Here is a 13,091-nt window from a genome sequence, read left to right on the forward strand (position 1 = left end):
CGGGCAAGATTGAACCCGGTTCCCGGACAGCGATATTCGGGAACGCGACCGCGCCGGCCGGTGCGGTCGCGAGTGCTGTCGGCGAGGCGAGGACACCTGTATGAGGCTCACGCTCACCCCCATCACGGCCCATCGGTGCGAGGGCGCGCCGTGCCCGGTGCCGCTGTCGCCGCAGGCGCTGAGCCGGTTGTACCTGTCCTATCTCGATCTGACCGGCGCGAATCGGCTGCCCTCGACGCTGTCCTTCGAGGACTACTACGAGATCTGGCGCGCGCAGCGGCGCGGGGAGGATCTGGTCGGGCTCGACGACGGCGCCACGCGGACCGTGCCGGGCGAGGGCCGGGAGCTGATCACCCGGCCCAATGTGCGGCTCAACGGGGTGATTCGGACGATCGTGCTGCTGGTCGACTTTCCCGACAAGCCGCACGAGGCCGCGCACGGGCCGGGGTACTACGAGGCGATGCTGTTCAGCGACAAGCTCTTTCCCTCCGGCAGCATGCGGGACTTCTACCGCGCGGTCAGCGGGTTCGACGCGGAGGCGGGGACCGGCATCGACGTGCAGGGCGCGGTCCACGGCTGGTTCCGGCTGCCGCAGCCGCTGTCCTACTACACCGACGGCAGTTCCGGGACCGGCAACGGATTCCCGCGCAACGCGGCGGGAATGGCGCGGGACGCGGTGAAGGCGGCGCTCGCCGAAGGGGTGGATTTCGGGCCGTACGACGTGCTGGGCGAGCGGATCGTGACCGCGCTGTTCATCGTGCACGCGGGTCGCGGGGCCGAGGAAACCGGCTCGGCCGACGACATCTGGAGTCTGAAGTGGGCGATCCCGGGCGCGGGGGAGCCGGTCGCGCCGAATCTGTCGGTGACGACCTTCCTGACCGTCCCCGAGGACTGCAACATGGGCGTGTGCGCCCACGAATGGGGTCACCTGGCCGCCCGCTGGGCCGACTACTACGACACCGCCCAGGCGGCGAACTTCCGCTCGGCGGGCCTCGGCGACTACTGCCTGATGGCCGCGGGCAGCTGGGGCAACCACGGCATCACCCCGGTGTACCCGAACGGCATGCTGCGGGCCTTCCACGGCTGGCTCACCCCCCAGGTCGTCACTCGGACGACGGCGGGCATCGCCCTCGAGCCCGCGGCCGAGGGCGGCGGCATGGTGTTCATCCGCAACGCGCAACGCATGCCGCGCGAAAGCCAGTACGTCGCGGTGGAATACCGCCGCAAACGCGGCCAGGACGCCTTCCTGCCCGACGAGGGGATCGCGATCTACGTGGTCGACGAGGCGATCGAGAACGTCAACGACGAGTCCGCCCTCGCGATCGAGCTGATGCAGGCCGACGGGAAGCGCGATCTGGCCGCGATCTTCCGCGGCGGCAACCGCGGCGACGCGAACGACCTGTACCCCTCCCTGCGCAACACCACGGTCGGCAAGTCGACCCGCCCCGCCCTGAACATGCCCGGCGGCACCTGGTCCGGGATCACGATCACCGTCCACGGCACCCCGGGCGATGATCGAATGACCATCGACGTCACGATCGAGTGACAGGTCTCGATCGGGTGGCCGATCCCGGGTGGCCCGTTTTGCCAGGCATCGGCCGGGTAGCGCCCGGGTATGACCGCACCCACCGCACTCGCGCTCGTCTGCACGCTGAAGCAGTCACCGGCCGAGTCCAGCAGCGACCTGCTGGCCCGGCAGATCCTGGACGAACTGGCCGCGCACGACATCAAGGGTGACTCGATGCGGGTGGCGGACTACAACGTCCGGCCCGGGGTCTCCGTCGACGAGGGCGACGGTGACGAATGGCCGGTCATCCGCGCCCGTATCGTGGCCGCCGACATCCTGGTGCTGGTGACCCCGATCTGGCTCGGGCACCCGTCCTCGGTGGCCCAGAGCGCGCTCGAGCGCCTGGACGCCGAACTGTCCGAGACCGACGCCGAAGGCAGGCCCTCCATGGTCGGCAAGGTCGCGGTGGTCGGCGTGGTGGGCAACGAGGACGGCGCCCACAAGGTGGTCGCCGACACCTTCCAGGGCCTCAACGACATCGGGTTCACGATCCCGGCCCAGGGCTGCACCTACTGGACCGGAGAAGCCATGGGCAGCACCGACTATCGGGATCTGGACACCACTCCCGAGGAAGTCGCCTCGAACACGGCCGCCCTGGCACGCAACGCCGCCCACCTGACGGGGTTGCTGCGCAACGCCGCCTACCCGCCGTACGCGTGACCGCGGCGGGTTGCGAATGCGACTGCGCCACAGTGTTCCGTACGAGGCCGGCTTCCGGCGCATCCGCCGCGGGCGCGGATTCGGCTACACGGACGCCGACGGTGAACGCATCACCGACCCGGCGACGCTGGAACGTATTCGCGCCCTGGTGATTCCACCGGCATGGCGGCGCGTGTGGATCTGTGCCAAACCCGACGGGCATATTCAGGCGGTCGGCGTCGACGCGGCGACAATACCTGTACCACGAGCAGTGGCGGCGCGAACGAGACGAGGAGAAGTTCGACCGGGTTCTCGATATGGCCGGGCAATTGCCAGAATTGCGACGACAGGTGAAAGGGGATCTGGGAGGCCGGGGACTCCGCAGGCGCCGGGTGGAGGCCGTGGCGATCGACCTGCTCGATCGCGGGGTGTTCCGAATCGGTGGTGAGGAGTACCTGGCGGAGAACGGCAGTCACGGGCTCGCCACTCTGCTGTGCGAGCACGTGCGGGTGTCGGGGGATGAGATGCTGTTCGACTTCGAGGCCAAAAGCGGTGTCCGGCAATCGATTCGACTCAGCGATCGAGAACTCGCGAGGGCGGTCGCAGCGCTGCTGTGCGGAGCCGAGCCCGGGCGACGGCTGCTCGTGTTCCGCACAGCGGGCGAAACACACGAGCTGCACGCCGAGCACATCAACACGCGGTTGCGGGAACAGGTCGGTGAAGAGTTCAGCGCCAAGGATATTCGCACCTGGCAGGGAACCGTGGCGGCCGCGCTCGCCTGCGCGCGGTCGCCGGAGCCGGAGTCGGAGGCCGCGCATAAACGGGCGGAGAAGCAGATCATGACGACCGTGGCCGACGCGCTGGGCAACACCCCGGCCGTGGCACGTGCCTCCTACGTCGATCCCCGGGTGATGACGGCGTTCCGGCGAGGAACCACGATCGCGGCGGCGGTGCGCAGGGCCGACCGCGGCGGCCGTACCGCCGACGAACGGCGCGAGCTGATCGACCGGGCGGTTATCCGCCTGCTGCGCCGGACTCGGTGACCGATACTCAGGCCGAGCCCTCGCGGCGTTCGAGGCCGACGGCGTCGGTCAGTTCGGTGCGGTGGCGGTCGAGTTCGGCCTCCGGCGGGCCCGCCGGGGTGACCGGTGAACGATCACCCCGGCGGAGCGGGGTGCGGGCTGTCGGCCCGGCCGATACGTGGGGTCACACGCCGGGGCGGGGGACGTCGCCGGGCCAGGCGCCGGTCTCGTGGCCGCGCTCCTCGATGAACTGCTTGAAGCGCTTCAGGTCGCCCTGTACGCGGCGGTCCAGGACGCCGAGTTTGTCGCCGACGTTCTCGACGAAGCCCTCCGGGTCGATGTCCATCTGGGTGATCACGCGGGTCGTGGTGTCGTCGATGCGGTGGAAGGTCACCACGCCGGCGTGCTCGGGGCCGCTGTCGGAGCGCCACGCGATGCGTTCCTCGGGGTGCTGTTCGACGATGGTGGCGTCGAATTCCCTTTCCACCGGACCGAAGTGGACCTTCCAGTGGGTGTGGGTGCTGTCGATCTGGTCGACGCGCTCGACACCCTCCATGAAACGCGGGAAGGACTCGAACTGGGTCCACTGGTTGTAGGCGGTGCGGATCGGTACGTTGACATCGGTCGATGCGGTAACGGTACCCATGGGAGACCTCGCTTCCTGTGTCACGGATGCCGAGGTTTCGGCATCAACCGCGTGCTACCCCTGGGGTTCACACGCAAACACGGGGCGGTGTCAGCGGGCGCGTTCGGCGCGTTCGAGGCGGGTGAAGGCCTCGGCGGGGGTCAGGGGGTCCGCGCCGAGGAAGTCGGGGGCGGTGTACTGCAGGAGGTGGGTCTCGGCCAGGCCGCCGATGTCGATGGGGGTGAAGCCCGCGTCGCGTATCAGTTCGGTGACAACGTCTTTGGCGAGTTCGTCGTCGCCGGCGAAGAACATGGCCACCGGATCGGCTAGGCCGGCCTGGCCCTGCCTGCCCAGGCGCAGCAGGTCACCGGCCAGGAAGTGGTTGAACGCCTTCACTATTCGCGCGCCGGGCAGGCGTTGCTGTTGCAGCTGACTGCCGGTCAGGCCGGCGGGCAGCTCGATCGGCACGATCTCGGTGAGGGTGAAGATCATGGGGTTGGTCGGATCGATGACGATCTTGCCGGTGAGATCGAGGCCGTGGGCGAGCGCGACGTCGGCGACCCGGTCGAACGGCACCGCCAGCACGACCACGCGCCCGTGGTCGATGGCGTCGGTGACAGACCCCGCCCGCCCACCGGCCCCCAGCGCGGCCTCCGCCGCCCGCTCGGGGTCGCGCCCCGCGAACAGGACGTCGTGCCCCGCGCCGCCCAGCAGCCTGCCGACCGCCGACCCGACCGCGCCCGATCCGATCACTCCGATTCTCACCCGAACCCCCTGGTCCGTAGCCGTGGTGGCAAGTCCGGTGGTCCGCTCCCGAAGGAACAGACATTCCGGTCTCGATGCACCGAAGGTAGGTCGCCCCTACCCCCTGCTACCTCACCCATACCGGGTGAAGGCGCCCGCCGGGGGCGCGGGGAGCATCACCGTCGAAGAGGCACCTCACCGACCTCGACCCGGACCTACTTCACCCCGATCGGCTTGCCGAAGAACGAGCCGAGCGTCTCGCCGAGAGTCTGTCCCAGCAGACCCAGGCCCTCGGCATTCGTTGCCATCAGCGGGGTGTCGGAGACAGCGCACCCGGGGGCGGCGGGTTTGCCGTCGAGGCGGTCGCGCAGCCACAGCAGTGCCGTGGTGGAGCCGGAGATCTCGGTGGTCACGTGCTCGCCCAGATGCTCGCGCGTGTACTGGACGCGCGCGGCCGGATCCTGGCAGTAGGTGTCGACCAGCGTGTTGACCGGTCCGACCGGAATCAGCTCGTCGGGATTGGCCTGCCAGATGAACATCGGCATGTCCGGGGTGGCCTTGCCCATCCGGGTGCGGTCGAGGGTGTCGCGCACGATCGGATTGCGCATCGGATCGCCCTCGGGCACCCGCAGCATGCCCTTCATGTTCGCGAACGGGAACAGCCCGGTGTTGTACTGCACGCACAGCCCGCCCTTGACGACCTTCAGCGTCTGCCCGAGCAGATCCAGGTCGCGATCGAGCAACGCCCCGAACTCCGGGTACTCGCGGCCGAGACCGATGACGGCGGAGAAGATCATGCCCGCCCAGATCTGACCGTTGCCGATGTCGAGCAGGGGACCGAAGTCGGCGGGCACGCCGCCCTCGGCCGTGCCGACCACGTTGAGTTCGGGTGCGTAGGAAGCCTTCAGTTCGGCGGCGTGCCCGGTCGCGATCGCACCGCCGGAGTAGCCGTACATGCCGATCCGGGTGTCCGGAGCCAGCCGCATCGGCTCGAAGTCCCGGGCGGCGCGAATCCCGTCCAGGGTGATCCGCCCGGCCAGCGGCCCGGCGCCGAACGCGCTGTCGGGTCCCTGATAGTCGGGAATGACCACCGCCCAGCCCTGTTGGATGGCAGCCTGCGCGATGACGAACTCCAGCGGCGCGACGATCTGCCCGACGGCCGCGGCCGCCGACCACTGCTGCACGGCGTAGGAGGGCGCGCAATAGGCGGCCAGCGAATCCTCGGCCACCTGCATCGAGACCAGCTTGTCGGGTGCGGACCCGCGCGGTTTCAGCACCGTCGCGACGGCCGGAATCGCCTCGCCGCGAGTGTTGTTGGAGCGGAACGACACCTGCCAGGCATCGACGTTGAGCGGGATCACCCCGGCGTTGGCCACGTTGACCTGCCGCGCGGCGATGATCTCACCGGGCGCCTTGCTCGCCACCACCTCGGGGGACGGCCGATAGAAGCCCGGATCCAGTTCCGGGGGCACCGCGAACGCCGGTGCGGGCGCGACCGCGACGGGTGCGGACCCGCCCGGCTCGCCCATCGCGGTCGCGGTGGTGAACGTGCCCGCCACCGCGGTGAATGCCAGGGCCGCCACGGCCATACGGCCCGGCAGCGACGCGCGCAGCGCCATAGGTCGACTCCATCTGCTCCATGTGAGACCACACTGACTCACATCGAGGGCACACTATCTTGCACACCACCGTCTAGCAAGATCCGTCCGAGACAGTGTGCCGAAAGATTGCCGGTCTCCGTTCCGGTTGCCCCCTCATGGCGCCCGGAACGGAGACCGCGCGTGTCAGAGCAGCTTCCAGTCCTCGAGGCCGTCGTACAGCGGAAGGTCGCGGGCGAGCGTGGAGACCCGCCCGCGCAGCGCGTCGAGATCGGCTCCGCCCGCCAGGGCCCTGGCGATGATGTCGGCGACCTCGGTGAACTCGGCGTCGCCGAAGCCGCGGGTGGCCAGCGCGGCGGTGCCGATCCGCAGGCCCGAGGTGACCATCGGCGGGCGCGGATCGAACGGAACCGCGTTGCGGTTCACGGTGATTCCGATTTCGTGCAGCAGATCCTCACCCTGCTGACCGTCGAGCTCGGAGTGCCGCAGATCCACCAGCACCAGGTGGACGTCGGTGCCGCCGGTCAGCACGCTGATGCCGCGCTCCTTCACGTCCGCCCCGCCCAGGCGCTCGGCCAGGATCTTCGCCCCGGACAGGGTCCGCTCCTGCCGGTCCCGGAACTCCGCGCCGGCGGCGATCTTGAAGGAGACGGCCTTGGCGGCGATGGCGTGCATGAGCGGTCCGCCCTGCTGGCCCGGGAACACCGCGCTGTTGAGCTTCTTCGCGAACTCCTGTTTGGCCAGGATGAGTCCCGAGCGCGGCCCGCCCAGGGTCTTGTGCACGGTCGAGGAGACGATGTCGGCGTACGGAACCGGAGACGGGTGCAGTCCCGCGGCGACCAGACCCGCGAAATGCGCCATGTCGACCCACAGGTACGCCCCGATCTCGTCGGCGATCGCGCGGAAGGCCGCGAAATCCTGATGCCGCGGGTACGCCGACCACCCCGCCACGATCACCTTGGGCCGTGCCTCGAGCGCGATCTCCCGGACCCGGTCCATGTCGATGCGATGGTCCTGCTCGCTGACCCCGTACGCGTGCACCTCGTACAGCTTGCCGGAGAAGTTCAGCTTCATACCGTGCGTGAGATGCCCGCCGTGCGCGAGGTTCAGCCCGAGCAGTTTCTCGCCCGGGTTCATGAGCGCCATGAGCACCGCGGCGTTGGCCTGCGCGCCCGAATGTGGTTGCACGTTGGCGAATTCGGCGCCGAAGAGTTCCTTGGCGCGCTCGCGGGCCAGGGTCTCCACCACATCGACGTTCTCGCAGCCGCCGTAGTAACGCCGTCCGGGATAGCCCTCGGCGTACTTGTTGGTGAGCACGCTGCCCTGCGCCTGCAGCACCGCGCGCGGCACGAAGTTCTCCGAGGCGATCATTTCCAGGGTGTCGCGCTCGCGGGCGAGCTCACCCGCCATCGCGGCGGCGAGTTCGGGATCGAGTTCACCGAGTGATTGCGTATTGACCGAAGCCGTACGGGTATTCGAGGTGGTCACGGGAAGCTCCATGGGGCGGTGCGGAGGATCGCCGCCCTATCCGCGCACACGCCGACGCCCGCGCCCGGGGCTGCCGGGACGGTGCTGATCGGTGATACGCCCGGTCCACGAGGCGACGACCACCGGATACGGCGTATCCGGTACAGCGGGCAGGTCTTCGGACTCGCGGGCACCGGCCCCGCACGGGGTCCACCTACTGGCCGTCGCTTCCCGGACGCGGGGTCCAGTGCGTGTGACGGCGGTCGTTCCTGCTCACCGCTGCGGGACAGTCCCGGATTCTCACCGGGTTCCCTCTCACCCGCGGTGGCGTCACCGCCGCGCGGGCTTCGACGCGCGCGATGGGGTCAGGGGCTCCGTGGGCCACATCGCGAGCGAACCAGCTGCGCCACCAGGATAGGCATCGGTGTTCAGTGGCCGGTGCCGGGGGCGTCGAGACCGCCCGGCTCGCGCGCGCCGCCGCGCGCGTAGGTCTCCTCCGGTTCGACGGTGATCACATCGACCACCGCGACCAGTCCGGTGGGAACCACCGCGGCGTCGAAGTGTTCGACGTTCGGGACGAACACCGCCGTGGCGCCGGTGCGGTTCACCGCGACCCGCAGGCGGTGCACCCACTCCTGGGTATGGGCGTCGAACACCAGGATCTTGGACAGGTCGTACCCGAGCCGGGCCGCGGCACTGCGGATCAGGCGCTCGTCCCACGGTTGCCGCCCGCCGGAGACGTCCTTGTTCAGGAAGCCCAGGGCCTTGGGGCATTCGAACATCACCGGCACCCCCCATCCGAGGCGAGGGGCCGTGGATCCTCGTCGGCGCGCATGCGTTCCATGTCCGGTTCCTTCGGTGTGGATTCATCGAGTGCGCCTGTCGCGCCGAAGATTCGACAAATCGGACGAACCGCTCCGGCGCTGGTCGCTGTATCCAGCGTGCCGCCGCGACCTGCGGCGGACTCACACAATCTGTGGCAGTCTCGATACCGGGGAACCGCTTGAATCGAGGCCGTGATGAGTGAGGAATCGGCTGGAGTCGGCTCGCGAGTCGCGCAGGGCCGCAAGCTCCGGGGATGGACCCAGGCCCGGCTGTCCATGGAGACCGGAGTGTCCACCTCGTTGATCAGCGCCGTGGAACAGGGCCGGCGCGCGGCCACCCCGGCCTTCATCGCGGCGAGCGCGAAGGCCCTGCGCACCAGTACCGCCGAACTGCTGGGGCAGCCGTTCGCGCCGACCAGTGTGGAGGATCGGGAACTGCACGGTGCGATCGCGCTGCTGCGCAACGAACTCGCCGCCTACGACCTGGCCGATTCCGACATCGAGGTGCGCCCGCTCGCCGCGCTCGCCGACGCCGCCATCCGGGCCCGCCGGTACCGGCGCGACGCCGCCGCCCCCAAACTGGCCGCGCTGCTGCCCGCCCTGCTCACCGAAACCCGAGTCCTGGTGCACCGCAGCCACGGTCACGACCGCGATCGGGTGTTCGTCGTGCTGGCCGAGCTGTACTACAACGTGCGCAGCCTCGCGCACAAACTGGGCTACGTGGACCTGGCGGCCAGCGCCGTGGATCGAATGACGTGGGCCGCCACCGCGAGTGGGGATCCGCTGTGGATCGCGGCGAGCCGATTCCATCGCGCGAGCCTGCTGACCAACGGCGGTGATTGGAAGACCGCGCTCGTCTTTCTCGAGCAGTGCCGCACCGATCTCGAGGCCCTGCTGCGTGCGGGCGCCGACGGAGATCTCATCGCCTGGGGCGGGCTGCATCTGCAGTCCGGGCTCGCGGCCGCGCGGGCCGGGAACCGGGATCTGGCCGATTCGCATCTGGCCGAGGCCGAGTCGACCGCCAAGCGCATCGGGCACGATCGCGACGAGGTGCTGGTCTTCGGCCCGACCAACGCGGGCATCTGGTCCGTGGCGCTGGCGGTGGAGCTGATGGACGGCGGGGAAGCGCTGAAAAGAGCGGAGGGACTGTACATTCCGGCGGGCACCCCGCGCTCGCGGTCCGGGCACCACTACATCGATCTCGCCCGCGCCTACCTGCTGTACGGTGACCGCGCCATGGTGCTGGACGCGCTGCACACCGCCAAGGGCATCTCGCCCTCGCTCACCCGCTACCACCCGATGGTGCACGAGACAATTCGCGTGCTGGCCCGCCAGGATGCCAGGCGCACCGACGGAATTCGCGGTTTCGCGGCCTGGTGCGGGGTGACGGTGAACGGCTGAGCAACCCCCGTACACACCTGTGCCCGAGCCGCCCCCCGGAAGGTGGGGCGCTCGGGCACAGGCGATTTCAGTGGTTCGGGGTCAGCGCACCGATCGTCGCGTGACCAGATTGACCAGGAACAGCAGGATGACGGCGCCGCCGAGACAGGTGAAGAAGCTGAACCAGAGACCGCCGCCCTCGACGTCGACACCGAAGAGCTTGAGCAGGAAGCCACCGAGCAGACCGCCGATGACACCGACGACGATGTTGAGCAGGATGCCCTGCTGAGCGTCGGTTTTCATGATCTTGCTGGCAATCCATCCAGCGAGACCGCCAATGATGATCCACCCGAGAATACCCAGACCGAGCATGATGTTTCTCCTTCTATCAGCGTCGCCGAGATCGCCGGCGCTCACTTCCTCACATACCCGCCGCGGGGGAAACGATGCGGGGGTACCGCAGAATCCCGGGTGACGCGCTGCGTTTCAAGCTCCGAGCAGGGGGAATGCCGGGAGCGACAAGATTGCGATCGAAGGAGATGCTCGGTGTCCATCGCGTTGGGAAACCCGGACGGATCGGCGCTGGAATGCGTCGCGGTGGCGTTGGGATGGGACGCATCGGACCTCGATCTCGTGGTTCACCCCGACGGCACCCTCGAACCGGGGGTGCGGGTCGACTTGAACGTTGCCGCACTGCTTTTCAGTGCTGATGATCAGTTGATGGACGCCGTGTACTACGGGCAACTCTCCTCGCGGGACGGGTCGGTCCGTCACACCGGAGACAATCTGACCGGTGAGGGGGCCGGCGACAATGAGGTCATAGTCCTGGACCTGGCTCGCCTGGCCCCGGAGGTCACGACGGTCATCGTCGTGATCACATCGTACTCCGGTCAGAGTTTCGCGAACATCGCAAACGCGTACTGTCGTCTGCTCGATGCCGGAACCGATACCGAGATAACCCGGTACCTGCTCAGCGGCGGCCCGCACACCGCGCTGGTGATGGGCAAACTCGAACGCACCCCGGGGTTCTGGGCATACGAGGGCATCGGCGTCGGCATCCCCGCGCTGCACGCGGCCGAGGCGGTTCCGTACGTCCTGCAGTACCTGCACAGTCAGGCCGCACAATGATTTTCACGAACGGAAATCGACCCCGTTAGGTTTCCGAAATCCCGGGTATCCGAAGAGTACGAAGACGATCCGTAATAGCCGGTGACGCCGGGTATTGGACGAAGGATTCGATATGAGAACATATCGGGACGACGGGAGAACGCGCGTGGTACGCAGCTCGGGTGGTATCAGCATTCTTGGTGTGCTGGTCTTGGTTTGGCTGCTGATCGGCGCCATTGCCGCAGGCCAGCGCGATTACTTCGACAACGCGCCGACAAACTGCGCGAGCACCGGAACCATCGCGGTGACAATTCTCGCCGGTCCGTTGAATTACATGGGCGTGAATCCGAAGATCGACGACTGCAACGTCGACGTTCCGCAGCCCAGTCCCTAAATAACGGCGACCGGCCGCAGCCCGGATCGTTGAACGCGCGAACGCCCACCCGGTGAGAATCGGCAGCCATACAGCTTCGGCAATGGCCGGCAATTCTCGCACCGGGTGGGCGTAGCGCTGCGTTGGCCAGGGCCACACGGGAAGCCGTCGAGGGTCTCGACCGGGTCCTTGCGTCTGTTCAAGAGCGCGGACTATAGTCCGTACACCTGTCCAGACAGCATTGGAGTGGTTCATGGTTCTCCCGCCCGCAGACAGCTCGCGGCTCTTGATCGGCGGCAAGCTGACCACCGGCGGTGGCGGTGAATTCGTCACGATCAACCCCGCGACCGAGGAGGCGTACGGGTTCGCGGCCGATGCCGACAAGGCGGATATGAGCGCGGCCATCGAGGCTGCTCGGTCGGCGTTCGACAGCACCGACTGGTCGCGTGATCACGCCTTCCGGGCGCACTGCCTGCGCCAGCTGCGCACCGCGCTGCAGGCCGATGTCGAGGACCTGCGCGCGCTGACCGTCGCCGAGGCGGGAGCGCCGGTCATGCTCACCCGCGGCCCGCACCTCGAGGGGCCGGTCGCGGATCTGGAGTTCTCCGAGCAGCTCGCCGAAAGTTACGAGTGGGAAACCGATCTCGGTGTCGCCGCGCCCATGGGTATTCGCAGCCGGCGCGTGCTGCAGCGGGAGGCGGTGGGCGTGGTCGGGGCGATCACGCCGTGGAACTTCCCGCACCAGATCAATTTCGCGAAGCTCGGACCGGCCCTCGCGGCCGGAAACACCGTGGTGCTCAAGCCCGCTCCCGACACCCCGCTGTGCGCGGCGGCGGTCGGGGCCATCATCGCCGAGCACACCGACTTCCCGCCGGGCGTGGTCAATATCGTCACCTCGTCCGATCACGAGCTGGGCGCGCAACTGTCCGGGGATCCGCGCGTGGACATGGTCACCTTCACCGGGTCCACGCAGACCGGGCGCACGGTCATGATCAATGCCGCTGCCACGCTGAAGAAGACCTTTCTCGAGCTCGGCGGCAAATCCGCGTTCATCGTGCTCGACGACGCCGACATCGGCGCGGCCGCGGGCATGGCCGGATTCTCGGTCGCGGTGCACGCCGGGCAGGGGTGCGCGCTCACCACGCGCCTGCTGGTGCCGCGCGCGTCCTACGCCGAGGCGGTCGACGCGGCCGCCGCGGCGCTGGGCCGCATCGTCCCCGGGGACCCGGCCGCACCCGGAACCATTTGCGGGCCTTTGATTTCCGAGCGGCAGCGGGCCCGGGTGGAGCGCTACCTCGATATCGCGCGGTCCGAGGGCGGGCGCATAGTGGTCGGCGGGCGCCGGCCCGCCGCGCGGGACCGCGGCTACTTCATCGAGCCCACGCTCATCGGCGACGTCGACAACGCCGCGACGGTCGCGCGCGAGGAGATCTTCGGTCCCGTCCTGGTGGTGATCCCCTACGACGGGGACGAGGACGCGATCCGGATCGCGAACGACTCGCCATACGGATTGTCGGGCGCGGTCTGGGGCACCGATCCCGAGCGGATCGCCCGGGTCACCGCGGGCGTGCGCACCGGAACGCTGAGCGTCAACGGCGGGGTCTGGTACGCCGCCGACGCGCCGTTCGGCGGCTACAAGCAGTCCGGCATCGGCCGGGAAATGGGCGTCGCCGGGTTCGAGGAGTACCTGGAAACCAAACTCGTCGCCAGCATGGCCTGACGCACGTCGTCCGGGAAAACCGCAC

Annotated in this window: 12 protein-coding genes, 1 pseudogene and 1 riboswitch; of the genes and pseudogenes, 7 read left to right on the forward strand and 6 right to left on the reverse strand. The window is 68.7% G+C overall.

The genetic code is table 11. The features are described from left to right. Positions 1–100: 100 nt before the first annotated feature. From ACWIGI_RS26590 to ACWIGI_RS26600, 3 genes and pseudogenes are all read left to right on the forward strand, one after another. Entirely contained in the window at positions 101–1,546 is a 1,446-nt protein-coding gene (locus ACWIGI_RS26590; RefSeq protein WP_454205197.1) for a M6 family metalloprotease domain-containing protein, read from the forward strand. Between the two features lie 69 nt (positions 1,547–1,615). Beyond that, positions 1,616–2,227 carry a flavodoxin family protein gene (locus ACWIGI_RS26595; protein ID WP_454205198.1) on the forward strand — a complete coding sequence of 204 codons (612 nt, stop codon included), beginning with the start codon at positions 1,616–1,618 and terminating at the stop codon, positions 2,225–2,227. A gap of 16 nt (positions 2,228–2,243) precedes the next feature. Then, a pseudogene (locus ACWIGI_RS26600) lies at positions 2,244–3,249 on the forward strand (DNA topoisomerase IB). Positions 3,250–3,412: 163 nt separating this feature from the next. Here the strand turns inward: ACWIGI_RS26600 and ACWIGI_RS26605 are convergent. The 5 genes from ACWIGI_RS26605 to ACWIGI_RS26625 all read right to left on the reverse strand — a co-directional run bounded on the left by ACWIGI_RS26605 (position 3,413) and on the right by ACWIGI_RS26625 (position 8,447). Continuing rightward, on the reverse strand, positions 3,413–3,874 hold the full coding sequence (locus tag ACWIGI_RS26605) for an SRPBCC family protein (RefSeq protein WP_454205199.1): 462 nt from the start codon (positions 3,872–3,874) through the stop codon (positions 3,413–3,415). Between the two features lie 90 nt (positions 3,875–3,964). Then, positions 3,965–4,618: an NADPH-dependent F420 reductase gene (locus ACWIGI_RS26610; protein ID WP_454205200.1), complete on the reverse strand. Its 654-nt coding sequence runs from the start codon at positions 4,616–4,618 to the stop codon at positions 3,965–3,967. 194 nt (positions 4,619–4,812) lie between these two features. After that, positions 4,813–6,216 carry a lipase family protein gene (locus ACWIGI_RS26615; RefSeq protein ID WP_454205201.1) on the reverse strand — a complete coding sequence of 468 codons (1,404 nt, stop codon included), beginning with the start codon at positions 6,214–6,216 and terminating at the stop codon, positions 4,813–4,815. A 165-nt stretch (positions 6,217–6,381) separates the two neighbouring features. Further along, the gene (gene glyA / locus ACWIGI_RS26620; RefSeq protein ID WP_454205202.1) at positions 6,382–7,695 is read right to left on the reverse strand and encodes a serine hydroxymethyltransferase; all 1,314 of its coding nucleotides are present in this window, start codon (positions 7,693–7,695) and stop codon (positions 6,382–6,384) included. A 119-nt stretch (positions 7,696–7,814) separates the two neighbouring features. Next, a riboswitch (cobalamin riboswitch) is annotated at positions 7,815–8,000 on the reverse strand. Positions 8,001–8,090: 90 nt separating this feature from the next. Then, on the reverse strand, positions 8,091–8,447 hold the full coding sequence (locus tag ACWIGI_RS26625) for a hypothetical protein (protein WP_454205203.1): 357 nt from the start codon (positions 8,445–8,447) through the stop codon (positions 8,091–8,093). 234 nt (positions 8,448–8,681) lie between these two features. Here ACWIGI_RS26625 and ACWIGI_RS26630 point away from each other — a divergent pair, with 234 nt between their 5' ends. Next, a complete protein-coding gene (locus ACWIGI_RS26630; protein ID WP_454205204.1) occupies positions 8,682–9,887 on the forward strand; it encodes a helix-turn-helix domain-containing protein in 1,206 nt (401 codons plus the stop codon). Positions 9,888–9,968: 81 nt separating this feature from the next. On the opposite strand, the gene ACWIGI_RS26635 is transcribed toward ACWIGI_RS26630, so the two are convergent. Further along, positions 9,969–10,238: a GlsB/YeaQ/YmgE family stress response membrane protein gene (locus tag ACWIGI_RS26635; RefSeq protein WP_454205205.1), complete on the reverse strand. Its 270-nt coding sequence runs from the start codon at positions 10,236–10,238 to the stop codon at positions 9,969–9,971. Between the two features lie 174 nt (positions 10,239–10,412). Here ACWIGI_RS26635 and ACWIGI_RS26640 point away from each other — a divergent pair, with 174 nt between their 5' ends. The 3 genes from ACWIGI_RS26640 to ACWIGI_RS26650 all read left to right on the forward strand — a co-directional run bounded on the left by ACWIGI_RS26640 (position 10,413) and on the right by ACWIGI_RS26650 (position 13,066). Then, complete coding sequence (locus tag ACWIGI_RS26640) at positions 10,413–10,994, forward strand: TerD family protein (RefSeq protein WP_454205206.1); 582 nt, start codon at positions 10,413–10,415, stop codon at positions 10,992–10,994. A gap of 112 nt (positions 10,995–11,106) precedes the next feature. Then, positions 11,107–11,367 carry a hypothetical protein gene (locus ACWIGI_RS26645; RefSeq protein ID WP_454205207.1) on the forward strand — a complete coding sequence of 87 codons (261 nt, stop codon included), beginning with the start codon at positions 11,107–11,109 and terminating at the stop codon, positions 11,365–11,367. A gap of 232 nt (positions 11,368–11,599) precedes the next feature. Continuing rightward, on the forward strand, positions 11,600–13,066 hold the full coding sequence (locus ACWIGI_RS26650) for an aldehyde dehydrogenase (RefSeq protein WP_454205208.1): 1,467 nt from the start codon (positions 11,600–11,602) through the stop codon (positions 13,064–13,066). The last annotated feature ends 25 nt before the right edge of the window (positions 13,067–13,091 follow it).

Source organism: Nocardia sp. NPDC055321 (assembly GCF_053645575.1).